Source organism: Streptomyces spinosus (assembly GCF_020400655.1).
GTDB classification, from domain to species: Bacteria; Actinomycetota; Actinomycetes; order Streptomycetales; family Streptomycetaceae; genus Streptomyces; species Streptomyces argyrophylli.
This window is the reverse complement of sequence record NZ_JAINRC010000005.1, coordinates 151968-172679: the sequence shown is the minus strand read 5'-3', so window position 1 is coordinate 172679 and position 20712 is coordinate 151968. Positions and strand designations below refer to the sequence as shown.

At 72.8% G+C, this 20712-nt stretch carries 21 protein-coding genes; 6 read left to right on the top strand and 15 right to left on the bottom strand.

Annotated elements, in window-relative coordinates; translation table 11 throughout:
- Window positions 1-63 precede the first annotated feature (63 nt).
- Entirely contained in the window at window positions 64-606 is a 543-nt protein-coding gene (locus LG395_RS11955; protein ID WP_171152990.1) for a PPA1309 family protein, read from the top strand.
- A gap of 75 nt (window positions 607-681) precedes the next feature.
- Here LG395_RS11955 and LG395_RS11950 read toward each other — a convergent pair whose 3' ends face one another.
- The 4 genes from LG395_RS11950 to LG395_RS11930 form a co-directional block, all read right to left on the bottom strand.
- A complete protein-coding gene (locus tag LG395_RS11950) occupies window positions 682-1779 on the bottom strand; it encodes a YlbL family protein (RefSeq protein ID WP_171152991.1) in 1098 nt (365 codons plus the stop codon).
- A gap of 50 nt (window positions 1780-1829) precedes the next feature.
- The gene (locus LG395_RS11945; RefSeq protein WP_171152993.1) at window positions 1830-2003 is read right to left on the bottom strand and encodes a hypothetical protein; all 174 of its coding nucleotides are present in this window, start codon (window positions 2001-2003) and stop codon (window positions 1830-1832) included.
- A 707-nt stretch (window positions 2004-2710) separates the two neighbouring features.
- Window positions 2711-3172: a molybdenum cofactor biosynthesis protein MoaE gene (locus tag LG395_RS11935; RefSeq protein ID WP_171152995.1), complete on the bottom strand. Its 462-nt coding sequence runs from the start codon at window positions 3170-3172 to the stop codon at window positions 2711-2713.
- 115 nt (window positions 3173-3287) lie between these two features.
- Entirely contained in the window at window positions 3288-4451 is a 1164-nt protein-coding gene (locus LG395_RS11930; protein ID WP_171152998.1) for an SDR family oxidoreductase, read from the bottom strand.
- A gap of 192 nt (window positions 4452-4643) precedes the next feature.
- On the opposite strand from LG395_RS11930, the gene LG395_RS11925 reads away from it, so the two are divergent.
- The gene (locus tag LG395_RS11925; protein ID WP_225809340.1) at window positions 4644-6113 is read left to right on the top strand and encodes a zinc-dependent metalloprotease; all 1470 of its coding nucleotides are present in this window, start codon (window positions 4644-4646) and stop codon (window positions 6111-6113) included.
- Window positions 6110-6631: an NUDIX hydrolase gene (locus LG395_RS11920; RefSeq protein WP_171153002.1), complete on the top strand. Its 522-nt coding sequence runs from the start codon at window positions 6110-6112 to the stop codon at window positions 6629-6631. The genes LG395_RS11925 and LG395_RS11920 overlap by 4 nt, the downstream gene beginning before the upstream one ends.
- Window positions 6632-6680: 49 nt before the next feature.
- On the opposite strand, the gene LG395_RS11915 is transcribed toward LG395_RS11920, so the two are convergent.
- The 4 genes from LG395_RS11915 to LG395_RS11900 all read right to left on the bottom strand — a co-directional run bounded on the left by LG395_RS11915 (window position 6681) and on the right by LG395_RS11900 (window position 10617).
- Window positions 6681-7436: an AIM24 family protein gene (locus LG395_RS11915; protein ID WP_171153004.1), complete on the bottom strand. Its 756-nt coding sequence runs from the start codon at window positions 7434-7436 to the stop codon at window positions 6681-6683.
- A 17-nt stretch (window positions 7437-7453) separates the two neighbouring features.
- A complete protein-coding gene (locus LG395_RS11910; protein ID WP_171153006.1) occupies window positions 7454-8134 on the bottom strand; it encodes an AIM24 family protein in 681 nt (226 codons plus the stop codon).
- 12 nt (window positions 8135-8146) lie between these two features.
- Window positions 8147-9817: a TerD family protein gene (locus LG395_RS11905; RefSeq protein ID WP_225809339.1), complete on the bottom strand. Its 1671-nt coding sequence runs from the start codon at window positions 9815-9817 to the stop codon at window positions 8147-8149.
- 194 nt (window positions 9818-10011) lie between these two features.
- Window positions 10012-10617: a M48 metallopeptidase family protein gene (locus tag LG395_RS11900; RefSeq protein WP_225809338.1), complete on the bottom strand. Its 606-nt coding sequence runs from the start codon at window positions 10615-10617 to the stop codon at window positions 10012-10014.
- A gap of 238 nt (window positions 10618-10855) precedes the next feature.
- On the opposite strand from LG395_RS11900, the gene LG395_RS11895 reads away from it, so the two are divergent.
- Both LG395_RS11895 and LG395_RS11890 read left to right on the top strand, forming a co-directional pair.
- A complete protein-coding gene (locus tag LG395_RS11895) occupies window positions 10856-12070 on the top strand; it encodes a TOMM precursor leader peptide-binding protein (protein WP_225809337.1) in 1215 nt (404 codons plus the stop codon).
- Window positions 12063-13445 (top strand): ABC1 kinase family protein, encoded by a 1383-nt coding sequence (locus tag LG395_RS11890; protein ID WP_225809336.1) that lies wholly within the window; start codon window positions 12063-12065, stop codon window positions 13443-13445. The genes LG395_RS11895 and LG395_RS11890 overlap by 8 nt, the downstream gene beginning before the upstream one ends.
- A gap of 72 nt (window positions 13446-13517) precedes the next feature.
- Here the strand turns inward: LG395_RS11890 and LG395_RS11885 are convergent, their stop codons facing one another.
- From LG395_RS11885 to LG395_RS11865, 5 genes are all read right to left on the bottom strand, one after another.
- Window positions 13518-13730, bottom strand: coding sequence for a hypothetical protein (locus tag LG395_RS11885; RefSeq protein ID WP_225809335.1), 213 nt, complete (start codon window positions 13728-13730; stop codon window positions 13518-13520).
- 161 nt (window positions 13731-13891) lie between these two features.
- A complete protein-coding gene (locus LG395_RS11880; RefSeq protein ID WP_225809334.1) occupies window positions 13892-14215 on the bottom strand; it encodes a putative WhiB-interacting protein in 324 nt (107 codons plus the stop codon).
- Window positions 14212-14580: a WhiB family transcriptional regulator gene (locus tag LG395_RS11875; RefSeq protein ID WP_041665490.1), complete on the bottom strand. Its 369-nt coding sequence runs from the start codon at window positions 14578-14580 to the stop codon at window positions 14212-14214. Before LG395_RS11875 ends, LG395_RS11880 begins: the two co-directional genes overlap by 4 nt.
- A 174-nt stretch (window positions 14581-14754) precedes the next feature.
- Window positions 14755-15078, bottom strand: coding sequence for a hypothetical protein (locus tag LG395_RS11870; protein ID WP_171153017.1), 324 nt, complete (start codon window positions 15076-15078; stop codon window positions 14755-14757).
- A gap of 166 nt (window positions 15079-15244) precedes the next feature.
- Window positions 15245-17554 carry an ATP-dependent DNA helicase UvrD2 gene (locus LG395_RS11865; RefSeq protein WP_308071237.1) on the bottom strand — a complete coding sequence of 770 codons (2310 nt, stop codon included), beginning with the start codon at window positions 17552-17554 and terminating at the stop codon, window positions 15245-15247.
- Window positions 17555-17853: 299 nt separating this feature from the next.
- Between LG395_RS11865 and LG395_RS11860 the strand changes: the two genes are divergently transcribed.
- On the top strand, window positions 17854-18096 hold the full coding sequence (locus LG395_RS11860; RefSeq protein ID WP_103817699.1) for a mycoredoxin: 243 nt from the start codon (window positions 17854-17856) through the stop codon (window positions 18094-18096).
- Between the two features lie 64 nt (window positions 18097-18160).
- On the opposite strand, the gene nudC is transcribed toward LG395_RS11860, so the two are convergent.
- Window positions 18161-19105 (bottom strand): NAD(+) diphosphatase, encoded by a 945-nt coding sequence (nudC, locus tag LG395_RS11855; protein ID WP_225809333.1) that lies wholly within the window; start codon window positions 19103-19105, stop codon window positions 18161-18163.
- Between the two features lie 160 nt (window positions 19106-19265).
- Complete coding sequence (locus LG395_RS11850; RefSeq protein WP_225809332.1) at window positions 19266-20669, bottom strand: dipeptidase; 1404 nt, start codon at window positions 20667-20669, stop codon at window positions 19266-19268.
- Between the last annotated feature and the right edge of the window lie 43 nt (window positions 20670-20712).

Here is a 20712-nt window from a genome sequence, read left to right as displayed (position 1 = left end):
TGCAACTTACTCACGGTTTACTCGGTTCCCGATTCCGGCCGGGAACGAGGCAGGATTGTGACCATGTCCAACACTCCCATGGCAGCGAGCCCGCTCACCCGGGCCGTACTCGAGATCGACGAGTACGTCTCCGGCCTCGGCTGGGACCAGCCCGCTCGCCTCTTCGCCCTCGTAGACACCGCACGGCTGCGGGCTCAGGAACCTTCGCTCGCGGCCCAGCTGGGCCTGGAGGACGAGTCCGAGACCGCCGGTCTCACCCCGATCGAGCAGGACGAGCTCCCGTCCGGCAAGCCCCTCGACGAGTTCCTCGGCACCATCGCCTGGCCCGACGCGGTGGCCGGCTGCGCGCTCGCCGTGGAGCGTCTGATGCTGCCGCCGTCCGCCGAGGCCCAGGTCCCCTCCGGTCTGGACGAGGCCGGGCTGGCCCGGTGGGTGGCCGAGCATCCCGAGCGCCAGGAGGTGCGGATGACGGTGGCCGTGCTGCGCGACGGCAGCCGGGAGTCGGCGCTGCGGCTGCGGGAGAAGGACTCCCCGACGGAGGTCCTGACCGGCCCCGACCTGGTGCCGGGCCTGGCGGACGCCCTGGTGGCGACGTTCGCGGACTGACCCGCCCCCTCGGGCGTACGGCGGCGGGGGCGCTCCTGGTGCCCGGGGAGCGCCCCCGGCCGTGTCACGGCCCGTTCAGCCCTTGGTGGTGCACTTCGGCAGTGCGGCGGTGTCGCCGCTGCGGATGTCCTTCAGGGCGCCGAGGGCGTCGCCGATGTTCTTGACCTTGACCAGGGTGAGGCCGCCCGGGGTGTCCTTGGCGGCGGCCGCGCAGTTGTCGGCGGGGGTCAGGAAGTACTGGGCGCCGCGGTCGCGCGCGCCGACGGTCTTCATCTCGACGCCGCCGATCGGGCCGACCGTGCCGTCGTCGTCGATGGTGCCGGTGCCGGCGACGAACTTCCCGCCGGTGAGGCTGCCCGGGGTGAGCTTGTCGTAGATGCCGAGGGCGAACATCAGGCCGGCGCTGGGCCCGCCGACGTCGGCGAGCTTGATGTCGATGGTGAACGGGAAGGTGTGGTCGGTTCCGGCGGAGATGCCGACGACGGCCCGCTCGGCCCCGGTGTCGTGGGAGGTCGTCGTCGTGATGGTGACGTCCTGCGTCCTGGTCGCCGTCCGGTGCGCCTTCTCGGCGGCGGCCTGCTCCTTGGCGGGCACGACGGTGAAGACGACCTTCTGCCCCGGCTTGTGCTTGGTGACGAACTCGGCGACGTCGGACGGCTGCTTGACCGCCGTCCCGTCGACGGCCTTGATCACGTCACCGGCGTGCAGCCTGCCCTCGGCCGGGGAGCCCTTGACGACCGTGGAGACGATCACCCAGGACTTCACCGGGACGCCCAGTTCCTTCAGGGCGGCGACCTTGGCGCTCTCCTGGGACTGGCTGAACTCCTCGGCGTTCTCCTGGGAGGACTGCTCCTCCGTCTTGCCGTCCGGGTACAGCGTGTCGTGCGGGACGATCTTGCTGTCGTGGGCGAGCCAGCCGTAGACGGCCTCGACGAGGTTCATCCGGTAGTCGGCGCCGGTGACCCGGACGGTGGTCATGTTCAGATGGCCGTCCGTCGGATACGTCTTGTGTCCTGAGATCTGCAGCACCGGCTCGCCGTCGTGCTCGCCGAGCGTGTTCACGGTCGGGCCGGGAGACATCTCCGCATACGGCACGGGGATGAGGACTCCCGCGCACAGGAGCGCGATCAGCATCAGGGTCGAGGCGAGCATCGTCGCGGTGCGGCGTGGCATGCCACGACAGTACGGGACGCCTCTGTCAGCGCACTGTCAGGGCACCCCCGTCAGGCGCCGCGCGCACCCGTGTGGGACTTCTCCATGGCCTCGCGGAACCGGGCGTATCCGTCCAGCTCAGGGCCGTCGCTCCGCGTCTTGCGGGTCCGATTGGCCCAGGTACCCCACAGCCCGCCGCCGATCGCGGCCAGAAGCGGGATCAGCAACCAGACGAGCACCCCCATGCCGACCTCCCATACGCCACGAGCGTCCGCAAATGACTGATCAGCAGATTAACGGTCTGCACGGACAACGCTCACGCTAGGGTCCCGGTTACGCAACCGGGGGAAACCGTGTGCCGCGTGTGACGCCTTCGGGGGACGCCGAAAGCCCAGACGGATCAGCGGCGGGGGACGAAAGCGGCGGTCCGGGGGGCGGGCGCCGCTCTGGAGAGGGGGTGGGGCCGGCGTCGGCGGGCGCCGGACTCGGGGTGGGGCTGGACCCGCCGGGTGGATGGCCAGGGCCGGCGGACCAGCGGCGCCGGGCCCGAACAGGGGCGTCGAAGGGCGCCGGGCGGGGGCAGCGGCCGCCGGGCGCGGATCGGCGCGCGGCCGTCCGGCGGCAGAGGGCTCGGGTCTCCGGCAGGCGGCCACGCCGGGACGAGCCGGCGACGGGCCGGGAGTCAGCAGGCGCCGGCCCGGACACGCGGGCGGCCGTAGGGCACCGGTGATCCCCGGCCGGGTCAGCGGGAATCACGCCAAGACCACCTGAGGACCGGACCGGAAGTCCGCGGGCGACCAGGGCGCGAGAGCGCATACGCCCGCCCGACCCGGGAGGCTGCCATCCGGTCTCGGTGGCCCGGCGCGCTGACCGGGCGGTCCGTCCGGCGCGGGCGGGTTCCGGTCGGAACACGCCGGCTCCCCCGACCGGGATCAGGTGGCGGTCGGTGGGGTCAGCAGGCGCCCACCCACTCCTCCGTGCCGTCCGAGAACTTCTGGTGCTTCCAGATGGGCACCTCGTGCTTGAGGTCGTCGATCAGCTTGCGGCAGGCGTCGAAGGCCTCCGCGCGGTGCGGGCAGGCCACGGCGACGACGACGGCGAGGTCCCCGATCCGCAGGTCCCCCACCCGGTGGACGGCGGCCAGCGCGCGCACGGGGTGGTCCGCGACGACCTTCTCGGCGACCCGCCGCATCTCGGCCTCGGCGCTCGGGTGGCAGGAGTACCCGAGCGCGTCCACGTCGGCACCCCCGTCGTGGTTCCGCACGGTCCCCACGAACAGCGCGACACCCCCGGCCGCGTCGTCCCCGACGGCCTGGAACACCTCGTCCACGGAGAGCGGGGTCTCCCGGATGCCGATCAGCTTGATGGGGTCCTGAGCGGCCTGCTCACCGGGGTGATCGTTCGTAAGCGCCATGCCCCCATCGTGCCCCACGGGGGTGACAACGCGGAATACGAGTTTCCGCAGGCACGCGCGCGGGCCGCTTGGAGGCTCCTACAGCGGGGCTTCCGCATCGGCCGCTCCCCGCACGTCAGACGCGTCGCCGGGCCTTCCGGGCACGCCGTACGACGGCTGCCGCGCCCAGCAGGGCGACCGTCGCCCCCGCCGCACCGGCGGCCGTCGCGTCCTTGCGGCCCAGCCGTCGCCCGGCCACCGTGTGCCGGCCGGACACCTCCTCCAGCAGCGCGGCGAGGACCTCCTCGTTGGTCCACTTCGGCCGCCACCCGGAATCGTGCAGCCGGCTGCCGCTGACCACCCAGGGGTACATCGTGTACGCGAGGTCGCCCGCCGGGGACGGGGTGAGCCCGATCCGGTGCAGCCGGGCCGCCGCGCCGAGCGCGACCGTGGAGGGCAGCTCCATCCGCCGGATGCCGCTCAGCTCCTCGACCTCCTCCTGCTCCAGCCATCCGTCGCAGCCGACGGCCAGTTCCCCGTCGACCTTCTCCAGCACGGCGTACTCCAGGGCACTGCACAGGTCCTCGACGTGGCAGAACTGCCACGCGGGCCGCGACCCGGCCACGACCAGCAGCCGCGGCGACTCGAAGTACCTGGTCAGGGCGGTGTCCGTGCCGCCGACCAGGACGGCCGGCCGCACCACGGTGACGTTCAGGCCCGGGTGCGCGCGGGGGGCGCGCCGCGCCAGGCGCTCGATTTCCAGCAGGTCCCCGACGCCGGTCGCCTCGGCGGTGGCGCGCAGCTCGGCGTCCTCCGACAGCGGCAGTTCGTTGTCGGGCAGCGCGCCGTAGACCATCGCGGAGGTGCACAGCACCACCCGGTGCACGCCGGCCGCCGCGGCGGCGGTCAGGACGGTCTGTGTCCCCCGGACGTTGTAAGCGGTGCGTGCCGCCGGGTCGGTCTCCAGGTCGAGGTCGAGCGCGAGGTGGACGACGACGTCGGCGCCCCGCAGCTTGTCCGCGATGGCGGGGTCGCGGACGTCGAGGATGTGCCACTGCGCGTCGGCGCACTCGCCTCGCCGTTCGTCGATGGCGAGGACCTGTCTGATCTCCTGCGACGCGGCGAGTCGCTCGGTGAGCAGGGCGCCGACCCCGGTGGCGGCGCCGGTCACCGCGACGACGGGCCCGCGCACGGCGGTCGTCTCGCCGGCGCGCAGCGCCGTCGTCGAGGGGCGGTGGTCGGGCGACGGGTGGGCTGAGAGGTTTCGCGCTGCGCGAACCTGAGGGTCTGGGGAACTCACCGGGCGTCTCCAGCGGTTGTCTTCAGTACGGGCGCGAGTGACGCGTACGTACCAGGTGCATCCATCCTGCCGCAGGCGTTCCGTGGGCGAAGCACCGAGGCCCGATCGGGTCGGGGTGTCTACGCTGGGTGGTGTTGTCGGGCAGCCGCGCCACCGGAGCGAAACCGGTGGCCTTACCAGCCGAGGATTCCCGTGAGTGACACCCCATTCGGTTTCGGCCTTCCGCCGGAGGAGCCGGAAGACGGCGACGAGGGCAAGAAGAAGGACCAGCAGAGCGGTGGTGGGCAGGGACCGGCCAATCCGTTCGGTTTCGGCGGCCTGCCCGGAGCCGGCGGCTTTGGCGGCCCCGGTGCCGACAACCCGCTCGCAGCCATGTTCGGTTCCCTGAACCCCACCGACCTGGGCGCCGCGTTCCAGCAGCTCGGCCAGATGCTCTCGTACGAGGGCGGCCCGGTGAACTGGGACATGGCCAAGCAGATCGCCCGCCAGACGGTCGCCCAGGGCACGTCGGACGGCACGAAGGACGCGAGCGTCGGCCCGTCCGAGCGCAGGGCGGTGGAGGAGGCCGTCCGCCTGGCCGACCTGTGGCTGGACGACGCGACGTCCCTGCCGTCGGGCTCCGGCTCGGCGGTGGCCTGGTCGCGCGCGGAGTGGGTCGAGGCGACCCTGCCCGCCTGGCAGGAGCTGGTCGACCCGGTCGCCGAGCGGGTGGGCGCGGCCATGGGCGACGTGCTGCCGGAGGAGATGCAGGCCATGGCGGGCCCGCTGATCGGCATGATGCGCTCGATGGGCGGCGCCATGTTCGGCACCCAGATCGGGCAGGCCGTGGGCGTGCTCGCGGGCGAGGTCGTCGGCTCGACCGACATCGGCCTGCCGCTGGGCCCGGCCGGCAAGGCCGCGCTGCTCCCGGCCAACGTGGCGGCGTTCGGCAAGGACCTGGGCGTCCCGCAGGAGGAGGTGCGGTTGTACCTGGCGCTGCGCGAGGCCGCGCACCAGCGGCTGTTCGCGCACGTGCCGTGGCTGCGCTCGCACCTGTTCGGCGCGGTCGAGGGTTACGCCCGTGGCATCAAGGTCGACACGGCCAAGCTGGAGGACGTGGTCGGCCAGTTCGACCCGCAGAACCCGGAGCAGTTGCAGGACGCGCTCCAGCAGGGCATGTTCCAGCCGGAGGACACGCCCGAGCAGAAGGCCGCCCTCGCCCGTCTGGAGACCGCCCTGGCGCTCGTGGAGGGCTGGGTGGACGCGGTGGTCCACGCCGCGGCGAAGCCGCGCCTGTCGTCCGCCGACGCCCTGCGCGAGACGCTGCGCCGCCGCCGCGCGACCGGTGGCCCGGCGGAGCAGACGTTCGCCACGCTGATCGGCCTGGAGCTGCGTCCGCGCCGGCTGCGCGACGCCTCCCGGCTGTGGGCCTCGCTCACGGACGCGCGCGGGGTCGACGGCCGGGACGGCCTGTGGGCCCACCCGGACATGCTGCCGACCGCGACCGACCTGGACGACCCGGACGGCTTCGTCCACCGCGAGCAGATGGACTTCTCCGAGCTGGACAAGATGCTCGGCGAGGCGGCGGGCGGCTCCGCGGGCAAGCCCGACCTGCGCAAGAAGGACGGCGGCGAGAAGGACGAGGCCGAAGGCGACGGCGGCAAGGGCGACGACACCGAGTGAGCCTGTACGACGACGCGGTCCTCGTCCTGAAGGGGTACGAGGGCCAGGAAGAGCTGCGCCAGGCCTACCTGGACCATCTGGCGGCCCACCCGGACGGCCTGTGGAAGGCCTGCCACGCGGGTCATCTCACGGCCAGCGCCCTGGTGGTCGACCCGGAGCGCGGCAGGGTGCTGCTCACGCTGCACCGGAAGCTGCGGATGTGGCTGCAGATGGGCGGCCACTGCGAGCCGGGCGACCCGACGCTCGAGGCGGCGGCCCTGCGGGAGGCCACCGAGGAGTCCGGCATCACCGGGCTGACGCTGCTTGCCGGTGGCCCGGTGCGGCTGGACCGGCACCCGATCCCGGCGCCGTGCCACTGCCATTTCGACGTCCAGTACGCGGTCCTGGCCCCGCCCGGCGCGGTGCACGGGATCAGCGACGAGTCGCTCGACCTGCGCTGGTACGCCTACGACGAGGTGGCGGGCGTGGCCGACGCGTCGGTCGTACGCCTGCTGGACGCCACGCGCGCCCGGCTCTGAGCGTGCGAGGGGTGGCCGCCGGGGCGGTCACCCCCTCGCCTCGCGCGGCTCAGCTCCAGACGTTGCCCTGGTTCTGCCCGCGCGCGCCCTGCTGTCCCATGCCGAACTGGGCGGCGAGGCCCTGTCCGATCACCGCGTTCTGCGGCGGCAGCAGTTCGCTGGGCTGGACCAGCGCGAAGCCGGTGCCCATGAAGCTCAGCTCCCAGCCCTCACCGGTGTTGCCGCGCCGGCGCCACACGCCGGAGGAGTGCGTCTGGGCCTGCATCTGCACGCGCAGCCCGGTGGACCAGGCCACGATCGCGTCGGCGTCGCAGTTGACGTACCGGTCGGGCGTGACCTGCATCAGCAGCGGCGCCCCGGAGGTCATGAGGGCGACCCGGCCCCGGCCGGTGATGTTGAGCTGGTACTTCCCGGAGCCGGAGATGCCGTAGAGGCTGTCGACGGCGACGACCTCGTGGTGCAGCGAGGAGTCCATGGCGAGGACGTAGGAGCTGTCGACGGTCAGCCCGTCCTGCTCGACGTCCATGATGTGCACGTGCTGGGCGAGGTTCGCGAGGTAGACGGTGCCCTGTCCGTGACAGCGCATCAGGTCCAGACCCTCACCGGTGTACGCACGCGCGCGTGCCTGGCCGTTGCTGCGGTACTCGGCGTCGAACTCGACCAGGCCCTGGTAGGCGACCATGGTGCCCTTGCGGGCGAGCAGGTCGTCGTGGCCCTCCAGGGTGACCCGGAGCATCTGCGGGTTCTGCAGGCTCCAGCGCTCCTGCGTCTGGACGTCGTTGTGTGCGAAAAGCGGGCTCTGCATGGTGTTCTGGCTCCCCCTCAGCCCCGGAACCGGAGGCGGTCGGTGCTGTCCTCGCTGGGCTGGACGACGACGATGCCCTGGCCGGAGAAGGCCATCTGGTAGGCCTCGCCGCTGCCCCGGCCGATCAGCGACTGGGCCTTGAAGCTGCGCTTGCCCTTCACCTTCAGGTTCGGCGACCAGGCGACGAGCGCGTCCGGGTCGACGTACGTCTCGTCCTCGCCGCCGCCGCAGTCCACGACGATCGGCTTGCCACGGGAGGTCAGCGCGACCCAGCCCTGCCCGGAGATCCTCGTGTTCCACAGGCCCTGGCCGGCGAACTTCGCGAGTCCCTTGACGCGCTCCACGCCCCAGGTCAGGTGCGCGTCGAAGGCGAGGAGGTTGGTGGCGTTGACGGAGATGCCGTCGCCGTTGAGGTTGATCACGACGACGTCGGCGCCGTAGTCGGCGAGGTAGAGCAGGCCGTCGCCGGAGCACTTCATCAGCGGCGCGCCCTCGCCGGTGACCCAGTCGCGGGCGATCTGGCGGACGGCGGGCGGGTTGGGCTCGTACTGGATGAAGCCTTCGTAGGCGACCATCGACCCCACGCGCGCGAGGAGGTCGTTCCCGGTCTGGAGGGCGACCTTCAGCATGTGGTTGCCGTGGTTCTCCATGCGGGCGGTGACGGGTGCGGGGGCGAAGCCCGCGAGCGGCTGGTTCATGACGGGCTCCCTCTAGACCTCGTAGGGCTGGACGACGATGAAGTTGCCGGGCGCGCCCCGGAACTGGAGGTTGACGCTCTCGCCGGTGTCGCCCGGGTAGGCGTTGCGGCGCATGCGGACCTGGCTGGAGACGATCACCTGGGAGGCGGCCGACCAGGCGACGACGGCGTTGCAGTCGGCGAAGGTGGTCGGCGTGACCGGCAGCACCACGGGGGTGCCGTGCGTCTTGACGACGATCGTGCCGGTGCCCTGGAACTGCATGGTGAACAGCGCGCCGCCGGGGATGCCGTGGCCCTCGATGCGGCGGACCTCGTACTGGAGGCTCTCGTCGAAGGCGAGGACGTTCTCGGCGGACACGCAGATCGCGTCGCCCTGGAGCTCCACCGGGTGCAGGTGGGTGGAGCTCTCGGCGAGGAACACCTGGCCCTGGCCGGTGCAGCGCATCAGCTGCATCTCCTGGCCGGTGGCGTTGCCGACGATCCGCCCGGCGAACCCGGCGCCCTTGTAGCTGAAGTCGACCTTGCCCTGGTAGAGCACCATGCTGCCCTGCTTGGCCAGCACGGGCTGACCGCCGATGCCGAGGTCGACGCGGATCAGCTTCTTGTTCTGCTGGGTCCAGCGCTGCCCGGTCGGCGTCTCCTTGAACGCCTGGAGCGCGGCCGTCACCCCGGCACCGCCCTGGGGCGCGCCCTGCGGCACTTGGTACTGGGCGGGCTGCTGGCCGGGGACCTGTCCGTAGCCCGGGGGCATGGGCGGGGTGGGCTGGCCGCCGTAGGGGGCGGGCTGGCCGTAGCCGGGGGGCAGCGGCGCGCCGGGCTGGCCGCCGTAGGACGGCTGCTGCGGGGGCTGGCCGTAGGGCGCGGGGGCCGGGGGCGCGGCCGGCGGCGGGACGGTGCCGGCGCCGGGCGGGGTCAGGGGTGCGACGACCGTCGGCGCCGCGTGCACGTCCGGGCCGGGCGCCGGGGCCGGGGGCGGGGTGTGGCCGGGCGGCGGGGCGAACCCCTGCGGGGCGGGCGCGGGGGCCGGAGCGGGTGCGGGGGCTGGGGCTGGGGCTGGGGCGGGCGCGGGGGCCGGGGCGCCGAAGGCGGGCGGGGCGAAGCCGGGTGCCGCGCCGGCCTGCGGCTGCGGCTGCTGCGGGGCGGCGGGCGCCTCCTCCTCCAGCACCTCGCCGCCGAAGTTCTTCAGCAGCGCCTCCAGACCGCCGTCGAACCCCTGTCCGACGGCGGCGAACCGCCACCCGTCCTTGAAGTAGAAGTCACCGAGCATCACCGCCCGCTCGGTGGAGAACTCCGCGCCGCTGAAGGAGTACCGCGCGACCTCCTCGCCACCCGCCACGATGCGCAGGTATCCGGGAGCGATCTGGGACATCTGTCCGGCGCCGTCGACGGTCGCCGTGAAGGACAGCTTGCGGATGTGCGAGGGGATCCGGTCGAGCGTGACTCGGAACGACTCCGTGTCACCCGCCTGGGCGCCCAGCAGCTGGATGGACTCCTCCGGGGACTTCGGCTGATTGAAGAAGACGAAGTACCGGTCGTCCGAGAGACGCTCGTCGGCGTCCAGACCGAAGCAGCTGATGTCGAAGGTCAGTCCCGGGCCGGAGATCTGCACGCCTACGTACAGATCCGTGCCCGCGGTGAGGTCACTGATCCTGGCCTTGTGGCCGCGTTGGAATTCCCTGGCCATGCGTTACGACCGTCCCCCATCCCGAATGTGAGTGCGTCGCGCCAGGCTAACGGCAAAGACCGACAGTGACCCCCGAGGGTGCTGGTCGGTACAGACCCGGTACACAACCGCACCCGGCCGCTCACACGGACGGTGCCCGGCGCGCCGGACGGCTCCCGCTCACCCCGGCGGGGCGCCGGCCGCCCGGAGGCCGCTCAGGTCTCCTGCTCGTCACGTGCACCCGGCACGTGCGGCAGCCGGGCGGCGGCGACCACCCCTTCGAGATAGCCGCGGGCCCGCTCCGTGCGCGGGTAGGACTCCAGCAGCCGCCAGAAGTCGGCACCGTGACCGGGGACCAGCAGATGCGCCAGTTCGTGGCAGAGCACGTAGTCGACCACGTACTCCGGCATCCCCTGCAGCCGGTGCGACAGCCTGATGCTGCCCTCGGCCGGGGTGCACGAACCCCAGCGGGTGTTCTGATTGGTGACCCAGCGCACCGAGGCGGGCCGGGCCCGGCCGTCGAGGTACTGGGCGGACAGCCGCTCGGCACGCTCGGCCAGCTCGGCGTCGCCCAGCACCCGCTTGCTCTCCTGGGCGGCGAGCTTGTCGAGCATGAGGGTGACCCAGCGCTGCTCCTCCGCCTTCGACATCCGGGCGGGAATCAGTACGACGGTGCGGTCGCCCTCGCGGTACGCGGAGACCGTCCGGCGGCGCCGGGCGCTCCTGCGGACCTCGATCGCGCTCGTCCCCGAGCCGCGGGGCGGCTGGCTCGTCGTACTGCGCTGTGGTTCACCGGCGCGGTGCAGTGGGTCGGCGGGCACGCCCCGACGTTACCCGCTGAACAGGGGCAATGTCCCGGCCCGGGGACGGGGCACTCCGCATCCCCCACCATGCGTTTGATTCGTACGACCGATTCATTCATCCTTTTTGCACCACTTCACCCCGCCCAATTGATATGAAGAACACCCCCAACCTGTGGATAACTCCCGACACCCCGGCCACGCCCCGGGCATGCTGGCGCAGACACGCACTCACGGACACGGACACGGGGGACCAGTCATGCATCCGGTGGTGAAGCCCGCGCTGCGGCGCGGCTGGCGCGACCGCAACACCGTGCAGTTCGGGATGACCCCGGCGCACGCCCTGACCCTGGGCCCGGTCGCCACGGCGACCGGCAGCTTGCTGGACCTGCTCGACGGCACCCGCGGACTGCCGCTGCTGCGCGAGGAGGGCCGCCGCGCGGACGTCCCGGCCCACCACGTCGACGCGCTGGTGGAGCGCCTCGCCCGCGCGGGCCTCCTCGACGACACGCGCGGCGGCGGACCGGCCGCCGACGCACTGCGGAAGAAGACGGGCGTCCTCGAACGGCTGCGCCCCGACCTCGCCTCACTGTCCCTCCTCACACCCGAGCCGGGCGGCGCGCTCGCGCGGCTCGCGGCCCGGCGCGCGCTGCGTGTCCGGGTGCACGGCGCGGGCCGGGTCGGCGCCCTGCTCGCGTCGGTGCTCTCGGGCGCCGGCGTCGGCGAGGTCGACGTGGGCGACGTGGGCCGGGTGGAGCCGTGGGACCTGGCACCGGGCGGGCTGACCGCCGAGTCGCTGGGCGACCGCAGGGACGCCGCCGCCCGGGCCGCCGTCCGCCGCGCCGCACCGGACCGCCCACCACGCCACGCCCACTCCCCGGGCTCCGGCGCAGAGGAGCCCGGCCTCTCCCTGGTGATCTTCGCGCCCCGCGACGACGTCGCCGTACACGCCCCGGACCCGTCCACCGCCGAACCGCTCATGGCCACCGGCACCCCTCATCTCTACGCCGGCGTCGTGGAGGGCACGGGTGTCGTCGGCCCGCTCGTCCTGCCCGGCGAGTCGGGCTGCGCCGGCTGCCTGGACCGGGACCGCACGGACCACGACCCGGCCTGGCCCCGTCTGGTCACCCAGTGGCGGTCCGGAAGGGCCCGCCGGGTCGGGGCCTGCGACCTGACGCTGGCCACGGCGGTGGCCGGCCTCGCCGCGGCACACGCCCTGGCCTTCCTCGACGGGTGTTCACCGTCCGCCGCGGGTACCCGCTGGGAGGTGTCCCTGCCCGGTCTGGACTGGCGCGCCCGGCAGGTCCGGCCGCATCCGGAATGCGACTGCGGGGCGGCCGGGCGAGTAAAACGGCAGCACTCCGCAACCGATGGCGGGACGCGCGCGACAATGGCGGTGCGACGGCCGTCGACGAAGCGGCGACGCGAAGCAGGCGCGGCACGGCCGACTGGCACCTGGAGGGCGCATGTCTGATCTTCCCCGGAAGGCGGTCACCCGGACCGCCAAGCTCGCCGCGCTCCCGCTCGGCTTCGCCGGCCGGGCCACCTGGGGGCTGGGCAAGCGGATCGTGGGCGAGTCCGCGGAGATCGTCGGCCGTGAGCTGCAACAACGCACGGCGGAGCAACTGTTCAAGGTGCTCGGCGAGCTGAAGGGCGGCGCGATGAAGTTCGGGCAGGCCCTGTCCGTCTTCGAGTCGGCGCTGCCGGAGGAGATCGCCGGCCCCTACCGCGTGGCCCTGACCAAGCTCCAGGAGGCCGCCCCGCCGATGCCGACCCGCACCGTGCACGGGGTACTCCAGGAACGGCTCGGGCCGGACTGGCGCGACCTCTTCGAGGAGTTCGAGGACAAGCCGGCCGCCGCGGCCTCGATCGGCCAGGTGCACCGGGCGGTGTGGCACGACGGCCGTGAGGTGGCGGTCAAGGTGCAGTACCCGGGCGCGGGGGAGGCACTCCTCTCCGACCTCGGTCAACTGAGCCGGTTCGCCCGGCTGCTGGGTCCGCTCATCCCGGGCATGGACATCAAACCGCTGATCGCCGAGCTGAGGGACCGCGTCTCGGAGGAGCTGGACTACGGGCTGGAGGCCCAGGCGCAGAGCGCCCACGCGCAGGAGTTCGCGGACGACCCGGACGTGGTCGTCCCGGCGGTGGTGCACCAGTGCGAGCAGGTGCTGGTCACCGAGTGGATCGACGGCATCCCGCTGTCCGAGGTCATCGCGGACGGCACCCGGGAACAGCGCGACCGGGCCGGCCAGCTCCTGGCCCGTTTCCTCTTCTCCGGCCCCGCCCGCACCGGCCTGCTGCACGCCGACCCCCACCCGGGGAACTTCCGGCTGCTGCCCGGCGGCCCGGACGGTCCGGACGACTGGCGCCTGGGAGTGCTGGACTTCGGCACCGTCGACCGGCTCCCCGGCGGCCTGCCGACCCCGATCGGCGTCTCGCTGCGCCTGACGCTGGACGGCGAGGCGGAGACGGTCTACGAGCTGCTGTGCGCCGAGGGCTTCGTGAAGGAGACCGTCGAGCTGGACCCGGACGCAGTCCTCGACTACCTGCTGCCGATCATCGAGCCGGCCCGCGTGGAGTCGTTCACCTTCACCCGCTCCTGGATGCGCAGCCAGGCCGCCCGCATCGCCGACCCCCGCTCCCCCGCCTACCAGCTCGGCAGACAGCTCAACCTGCCGCCGGCCTACCTGCTGATACACCGGGTGACCCTCAGCACGATCGGGGTCCTGTGCCAACTGGGCGCCGACGTACGCCTCCGCGAGGAACTGGAGGAATGGCTGCCGGGCTTCGCGGCCGAGGCACCCGAGGACACCGGCACCGACGACGGGGAGTCGGCGGAGGGGGCGTAATCGGCGTGCCTTGAGTTCTGGGGGGTGGGGGGAGGGGTGGGGGCGGGGGGGAGGCCCCCAGGAGAAGGAAGCTCACCACCAGGCCGAGTCCAGCCGCCCCTCGATCGCCCGGAGGTTTTCCCGGGAGCAGGCGTCGCAGAAGTACTGGCGGGCGCCGTTCTCCACCGAGCAGGTCCAGGTGGCCGGCTGGGGGCCGTCGGCGGGGGAGCCGCAGCGGGCGCACACCGGGCGGTGGCGTTCCGCGGTGGAGCCGCCCTGATCACTTCCGCCGGGAAGACTCGTCACCCGGTGACGATAACTCCGTGACCGCCGGATCGTCGTGCGCAACGCACCGCGGGGCCGCGTGCGCAACGCACCGCGGGGGCCGGTCCGTTCGGCCGGACCGGCCCCCGCGGGGAGGCTTCGCCTCCCTGTTGGGGGAGGCCACCGCTGCTCAGGTGTGTCCGTTACTGCATGACGGCCATGGCGAGCGCGCGGCGGGCGCGCAGCGAGGCGCGCTCGGCTCGCCGCTGCATCCGCTGCGCGACCGCCAGGCGCACGGCCCGGCGTTCCTGCGCGGCGTCATGGAGTCGCTCGTGCATATGGGCACGAGCCAGGGCTTCTTGCATGAGTTGCATCTCACGGTTCCTGTTCTGGCGCGCTTCGGTCGGGCCGGTGGTGGTGAAGTCTGTGGTCGCGGAGCCGGCGGGCTCGCTGGTGGACGGCTTCATCGGGGCCTGCTTCTTGGGGTCGTGCGTGAGGGGGCGGTCGATCGTTCCTGCGGTGTTCATGCTGTGACCGGGTTCTTCCGCGGGCGGCCACGGGGACGCTTCCGGGCGACGACGACGCCCTGGACGAACAGCTCGCCACCCCAGACGCCCCAGGGCTCGCGCCGCTCCTTGGCGCCGGCGAGGCAGGCCTCCATCAGCGGGCAGGTGCGGCAGAGGGACTTGGCGTACTCCACGTCCGCCGGCGACTCGGCGAAGAAGACCTCGGGGTCGTAGGAGCGGCAGGGGACGGGTACGCCGAGGTTCTCGATGGCGTCGTCGAGCGCGGTGAGCGCGGTGAGGGGGGTCAAGGCGGAGTCCTCCGTGAGGCCGGGCGGGGGGATGGTTTGCGAAGGCGGTACGGACGGGGCGTGCGCTTCGAGTTGCACGGGTGGTCTTCCTCGTCTGGTCGTTCCGGCCGGTTGACCGGGTGTCGGCTGGGTACCGGGTTCTCTTCCTGTCCCGAGGCCCCTTCGCTCCGTCGTCCCCGTTCGGGGAAAACAGAAGGGCCGCGGATCCCGGATGGGGTTCCGCGGCCCTGAAGGCGCCGGCCTGATCGGCGATCAGGCTGGATCACTCCAGGGTTCTGGCCCACGGAAGGCCCACATCTGGTGGTGCTGCGTCGTCTGCTTCCGGAATCCGGCACCGGCCGCCGCAAAGGCATAGGCGTGTGCCTGTGCCGCTACCGCTTCCAGTGCCTTGGTCGGTCGCTCATTGCGCTCACGGATGGGAAGACCCGCGAGGGCAGGGGAGGACGCCGGGCGCACGGCACGGATGCCGGACAGACCGGTGCCCTGGTTCGAGGCGCCGAGCATGCACGTGGAGACGGCCGAGCGATCGGTCAGTTTGGCCGCGCTGACGATGGTGCTGGTGTTGATGCTGATCACTGGACTCGCCTCCTCTCGGCGTCTCAAGGGACCGGGGTGAACCGGTCCCGTTCGGATGTGCAAGTACATCACGGAACCTGGGCCTCGGAGAAGGCCGCTGCTTCCGTGCGTAGAACCTATGGGGATTCGCGGGGCGTGCGCAAACTATTTTTTCGACGAGTTGGCATCAGTTGCCGCCGTCGTCTCCACCGGGCTCTTGACCTGCGCATATGGCCAGAACGTCGGCTCCGTAGCTGCGCAGCTTGCGGTTGAGGACGCCGGGGATGCGGGCGAGTTCGGCGGGGCTCTCCGGGCACGCCTCGGCGATGGCCATCAGCGTCCGGTCGGTGAAGACGCAGAAGTCGGGCTGGCCGCTGCGCTCGGCCTGTACCGCGCGCCATTCCCGGAGCCGCTCGTAGAGACCCTCGTCCATGTCCGAGGGGCAGTCCTCGCAGCGCATCAGTTTCATCTCGCCCGCGTCGGTGAGCGTGCGGCCGCAGACCCGGCAGCGGGCGGGGGTGCGCTGGGTGCGCCGGGGGGTGACGGCGGCGCTCGCCGGGGCGCCGCGTTCGACACCCGCGCCCGTGCCGGCGCCGGTGCGGCCGACGGTGGGCGTGGTGCCGGGGCGCAGGCCGTCGAGGAAGCGGCTCGGCCGCCGGTTGGGGCGTCCGCCGGGTGAGCGGGACAGGGCCCAGGACAGATGGAGTCGTTCGCGGGCGCGGGTCACGCCGACGTAGAGCAGGCGGCGTTCCTCCTCGATCTGTTCGTCGGTGCGGGCGTAGGTGATGGGCAGCATGCCCTCGGCGATGCCGACCAGGAAGACGACGTCCCACTCCAGGCCCTTGGCGGCGTGCAGGGAGGCCAGGGTGACGCCCTGGATGGTGGGGGCGTGCTGAGCGTTGGTCCGTTCGTCCAGTTCCGCCACGAAGTCGGCGAGGGTGACTCCGGGTCTGGCCGCGGCGAGGTCGTGGGCGAGGTTGACCAGGGCGGCCAGGGATTCCCAGCGCTCCCTGACGGCGCCCGAGCCGGCCGGGGGTTCGCTGGTCCAGCCCTCTCCTGAGAGGACCGCGCGCACCTGGGAGGGCAGGTCGACGACGTCGTCGAGGAGGGAGTCGTTGCCGCCGAAGCGGGCCGCGCCGCGCAGGGCGATGCTGGCCTTGCGGACCTCCGGCCGGTCGAAGAAGCGCTCGGCGCCGCGCAGCTGGTAGGGCACTCCGGCGTCGGCGAGCGCCTGCTCGTAGGTCTCGGACTGGGAGTTGGTGCGGAACAGGACGGCGATCTCGGCGGCGGGGACGCCCGCGTCGATCAGCTCGCGGATGCGGCGGGCGGCGCCTTCGGCCTCGGCCGGCTCGTCGGTGTACTCGGTGTAGACGGGTTCGGGTCCCGGGGGGCGCTGGGAGACGAGTTCCAGTCGGTGGCCGGCGGCGCGGCCCCGGGCGTGGGCGAGCAGGCCGTTGGCGAGGTGGACGACCTGGGGGCTGGAGCGGTAGTCGCGGACCAGTTTGACGACGGTCGCGCCGGGGTGGCGGGCGCGGAAGTCGAGGAGGTGGTCGGGTGTTGCTCCCGTGAACGAGTAGATGGTCTGGCTGGCGTCACCGACGACGCACAGGCTGTCGCGGTCGCCGAGCCACAGGTCCAGCAGCCGCTGCTGCAGGGGGCTGACGTCCTGGTACTCGTCCACGACGAAGTGCTGGTACTGCGCGCGGACCTGTTCGGCGATGTCCTGCCGGTCCTGGAGGATGGCGACGGTGAGCAGCAGGACGTCCTCGAAGTCGATCACGCCGCGGTCGCGCTTGAGGTCCTCGTAGGCGGCGTAGAGGTGGGCGATCTCGGCCGGGTCGCGGGGGGCCTCTCGGCCGGCCTTCGCAGCCGCGTACGGGTAGTCGGCGGGGACGGTCTGGGTGACCTTGGACCATTCGATCTCGGCGGTCACGTCGCGCAGCTCGTTGCGGTCGAGCCGGGTGCCGAGGGCGGCGGCCGCGTCGGCGACGAGCTGGATCTTGCGGTCGACGAGCCGGGGCAGGGAGCCGCCGATCGCTTTCGGCCAGAAGTACTGGAGCTGGCGCAGGGCGGCGGAGTGGAAGGTGCGGGCCTGGACGCCCTGGGCGCCGAGCTGGCGCAGCCGGCCGCGCATCTCTCCGGCGGCGCGGTTGGTGAAGGTGACGGCGAGCACGCTGGACGGCTGGAGGATGCCGGCGCGCACCCCGTAGGCGATGCGGTGGGTGATCGCCCGGGTCTTGCCGGTGCCCGCTCCGGCCAGCACGCACACCGGCCCGTGCAGAGAGGTGGCCACCTCGCGCTGCTCGGGGTCGAGCCCTTCGAGCACCGCGTCGGCCCCGCTCGGCGGAGCCGCGTGGGCGGAGGCGCCGGTGCCCTGCGGGAAAAGGGTGGAATGCGTTGCTGCTGTCACCCCGCCATGCTGCCAGGTCGCCCGGGACGGCTGCGCCGGTTGTCCACAGGCTGGGGCTCGCAGTCGTACTAATGCGGCAGGCGTCACAGCCGGCAGCGGGTGCCGGGCCCTGTGGGCCCGGTCGGCCGGTGATCGCGGCCGGGCGCGCCTGACCGGCGGGGCGGTCGCATGTGACTGGCGGGACGGCCGCGCCTGACTGGCGGGACGGCCGCTTGGGACTGGCGGGGCAGACAGACGTCGCTGAGGGGGGCGGTCGCATGGGTCGCGCGAGACCGGCGGCCTGGCCGCACAGGACTGGCGGGCCGGTCGCGCGGGAATGGCGGGACGGTGGCTTACGTTCTCTCCCCGGACGACCTTTTCCGAGCTGCCTGAGGAGCGCGAGAGACATGCAGGGCACTGTGACGATGTACAGCACGACTTGGTGCGGTTACTGCCGGCGGCTGAAGAGCCAGCTGGACCGGGAGGGCATCGCCTACACCGAGGTCAACATCGAGCAGGACCCCGAGTCCGCCGCCTTCGTGGAGAAGGCGAACGGCGGGAACCAGACCGTCCCGACCGTGCTCTTCGCGGACGGCTCCACGCTGACGAACCCGTCACTGGCCCAGGTCAAACAGAAGCTCGCCGCCTGAGTCCGAGTGCGCCGAACGGCGGCTCCCGAGTCCACAACCGGCTCGGGGGCCGCCGTTCGTCGTCTCAGACGAAGCTGCGGGTCGGCAGGGGCTTGCCGTACCACATCTCGATCAGGCGGGCCGCGATGGAGATGCCGTAGGGCGGCAGTACCTCGCCGGCCTCGAAGGCCGCGTGCAGCTCCTCGCGGGAGAACCAGCGGGCCTCGTGGATCTCGTCCCCGTCGACGTCGATCTCGGTGGAGGTGGCGCGGGCCATGAAGCCGAGCATCAGGCTGGACGGGAAGGGCCAGGGCTGGCTGGCGACGTACTCGACCGGGCCGACGGTGACGCCGACCTCCTCGGACACCTCGCGGCGCACCGCCTGCTCGATGGACTCGCCGGGCTCCACGAAACCGGCGAGCGTCGAGAAGCGGCCTTCGGGCCAGTGGACCTGGCGGCCGAGCAGGATGCGGTCGTCCTCGTCGGTCACGGCCATGATCACGGCGGGGTCGGTGCGCGGGTAGTGCTCGGCGCCGCAGGCGGGGCAGCGGCGGATGTGGCCGGCCGCGGCGATGACCGTGCGCTCGCCGCAGCGGGAGCAGAAGCGGTGGGTGCGCTGCCAGTTCTCCAGCCCGACCGCGTGCACCATGAGCCCGACGTCGCGGGGTGACAGCAGCAGGCCGGCCTCCCGCAGCCCCGCCGGGCGCGCGGACTGGTCGATGCGGCCGGGCAGCGCGTCCTTCTGGAGCGCGAAGTAGCTGACACCTTCCTCGTCGGTGCCGAGGAAGTAGCGGTGCGCCTCGGTGAGCGGGGCCTCGAAGGACGGCGTCATGACGAGTTCGGTCCGGCCGTCCGGGGCCTCGTCGATGAGCACCTGGCCGCCGGACACCACGAAACAGCGGGTCGTGGGGTGGCTCCACGCCGCCGCGAGCCAGGCCTCGTCCAGCCGGTGGTGGGCGGCGCGGTCGATGCCGCTCGGGGCGGTCAGTGAGATGGGTCGGTCGGCTGTGTGGTCGGTCCAGGTGGTCACGGGTGCTTCCAACTCCCCCAGTGCGGTTCTTTCGGCGGGCGGTTCGGCGGGACGTAGGGCGGGAGGGCACCGGGCCGGGCGCGGCCGGGGCGGCGGGTCGGTCGGGGCGGTTCTTCCAGTGTGCCCCGCGCGCGGTGCCCAGCCGTGCGGCGCCGGCCGGTCAGGGTGCGGTGCGCCAGTTCCGGGCCAGGTCACCCCATAGGTAGGCGCTGGTCTCGACGCCCTTGAGGAGGAGGTCGAGCTCGACCTTCTCGTTGGGTGCGTGCCAGCCGTCGGAGGGGACGGAGACGCCCAGGAAGAGCACGGGGGCGCCGAGGACCTCCTGGAGGTCGGCGGCGGGTCCGGAGCCGCCCTCCCGGGTGAAGCGGACCGGCTCCTGGAAGGCGCGGCCCATGGCGCGGGCCACGGACTGCAGCGCGGGGTGGTCGAGCGGGGTCAGGCAGGGGCGTGTGGCGGAGCCGAAGTCGACCTCGTGCCGGATGCCGGCGGGCACCTGTTCGGCGGCCCAGGCGCGGACGGCCTTCTCGATGTGGTCGGGGTCCTGGCCGGCGACCAGCCGGAAGGACAGCTTCACCATAGCCGTGGCGGGGATGATCGTCTTGCTGCCGGGGCCCTGGTAGCCGCCGCCCATGCCGTTGACCTCGGCGGTCGGGCGGGCCCAGATGCGTTCCAGGGTCGAGTAGCCGGCTTCGCCGTGCAGGGCGGAGGACTTGGCGGTGCGCAGCCAGCGCTCCTCGTCGAAGGGCAGCTCGGCGAAGAGTTCACGCTCGCGGTCGGTCAGCTCGACGATGCCGTCGTAGAAGCCGGGGATCGCCACGCGCGCGTGCTCGTCGTGGAGGGCGGCGACCAGGCGGGCGGCGGCGGTGGCCGGGTTGGGCACGGCGCCGCCGAAGGAGCCGGAGTGGATGTCCTGGCCGGGGCCGTACAGCCGGATCTCGCACTCGGCGAGGCCGCGCATGCCGGTGCACACGGTCGGGGTGTCCTCGGACCACATGCCGGTGTCGGAGACGATCACGGCGTCGGCGGCGAGGCGCCCCGCGTGCTGCTCCACCAGGGCCCGGAAGTGCGGGGAGCCGGATTCCTCCTCGCCCTCGATCAGCAGCTTGAGGTTGACGGCCGGCGCGGTGCGGCCGGTCGTGGCGAGGTGGGCGCGGACGCCGAGTGTGTGGAAGAACACCTGGCCCTTGTCGTCGGCCGCCCCGCGCGCGTAGAGGCGGTCGTCCCGGACGACCGGTTCGAAGGGGTCGCTGTCCCAGCCGTCCTCGCGGGCGGCGGGCTGCACGTCGTGGTGGCCGTAGACCAGGACCGTGGGTGCCTCGGGGTCGCCGGACGGCCATTCGGCGAAGACGGCGGGGGCCCCGGGGGTCTGCCAGACCTCGGCGGTCGGGAAGCCGGTGTCCGACAGCTTGGCGGCGAGCCAGTCCGCGCTGTGCCGTACGTCGGGAGCGTGCTCCGGCTGGGCCGACACGGAGGGGATGCGCAGCCATGCGGCGAGGTCGTCGAGGAAGGCGGCGCGGTGCTGCTCGATGTACGTGCGGACGGCGCTGTCCGGGGTCTGGCTCATGCTTCCGAGCCTATCCGCCCGCGGCGGCATCCTCGGCGGGCGG

Coding starts and splice junctions, on each gene's coding strand:
- LG395_RS11955 (WP_171152990.1), top strand. CDS start 64: ATGTCCAACACTCCCATGGCAGCGAGCCCGCTCACCCGGGCCGTACTC.
- LG395_RS11950 (WP_171152991.1), bottom strand. CDS start 1,779: ATGCCACGCCGCACCGCGACGATGCTCGCCTCGACCCTGATGCTGATC.
- LG395_RS11945 (WP_171152993.1), bottom strand. CDS start 2,003: ATGGGGGTGCTCGTCTGGTTGCTGATCCCGCTTCTGGCCGCGATCGGC.
- LG395_RS11935 (WP_171152995.1), bottom strand. CDS start 3,172: ATGGCGCTTACGAACGATCACCCCGGTGAGCAGGCCGCTCAGGACCCC.
- LG395_RS11915 (WP_171153004.1), bottom strand. CDS start 7,436: ATGCAGAGCCCGCTTTTCGCACACAACGACGTCCAGACGCAGGAGCGC.
- LG395_RS11910 (WP_171153006.1), bottom strand. CDS start 8,134: ATGAACCAGCCGCTCGCGGGCTTCGCCCCCGCACCCGTCACCGCCCGC.
- LG395_RS11905 (WP_225809339.1), bottom strand. CDS start 9,817: ATGGCCAGGGAATTCCAACGCGGCCACAAGGCCAGGATCAGTGACCTC.
- LG395_RS11895 (WP_225809337.1), top strand. CDS start 10,856: ATGCATCCGGTGGTGAAGCCCGCGCTGCGGCGCGGCTGGCGCGACCGC.
- LG395_RS11890 (WP_225809336.1), top strand. CDS start 12,063: ATGTCTGATCTTCCCCGGAAGGCGGTCACCCGGACCGCCAAGCTCGCC.
- LG395_RS11880 (WP_225809334.1), bottom strand. CDS start 14,215: ATGAACACCGCAGGAACGATCGACCGCCCCCTCACGCACGACCCCAAG.
- LG395_RS11860 (WP_103817699.1), top strand. CDS start 17,854: ATGCAGGGCACTGTGACGATGTACAGCACGACTTGGTGCGGTTACTGC.
- LG395_RS11850 (WP_225809332.1), bottom strand. CDS start 20,669: ATGAGCCAGACCCCGGACAGCGCCGTCCGCACGTACATCGAGCAGCAC.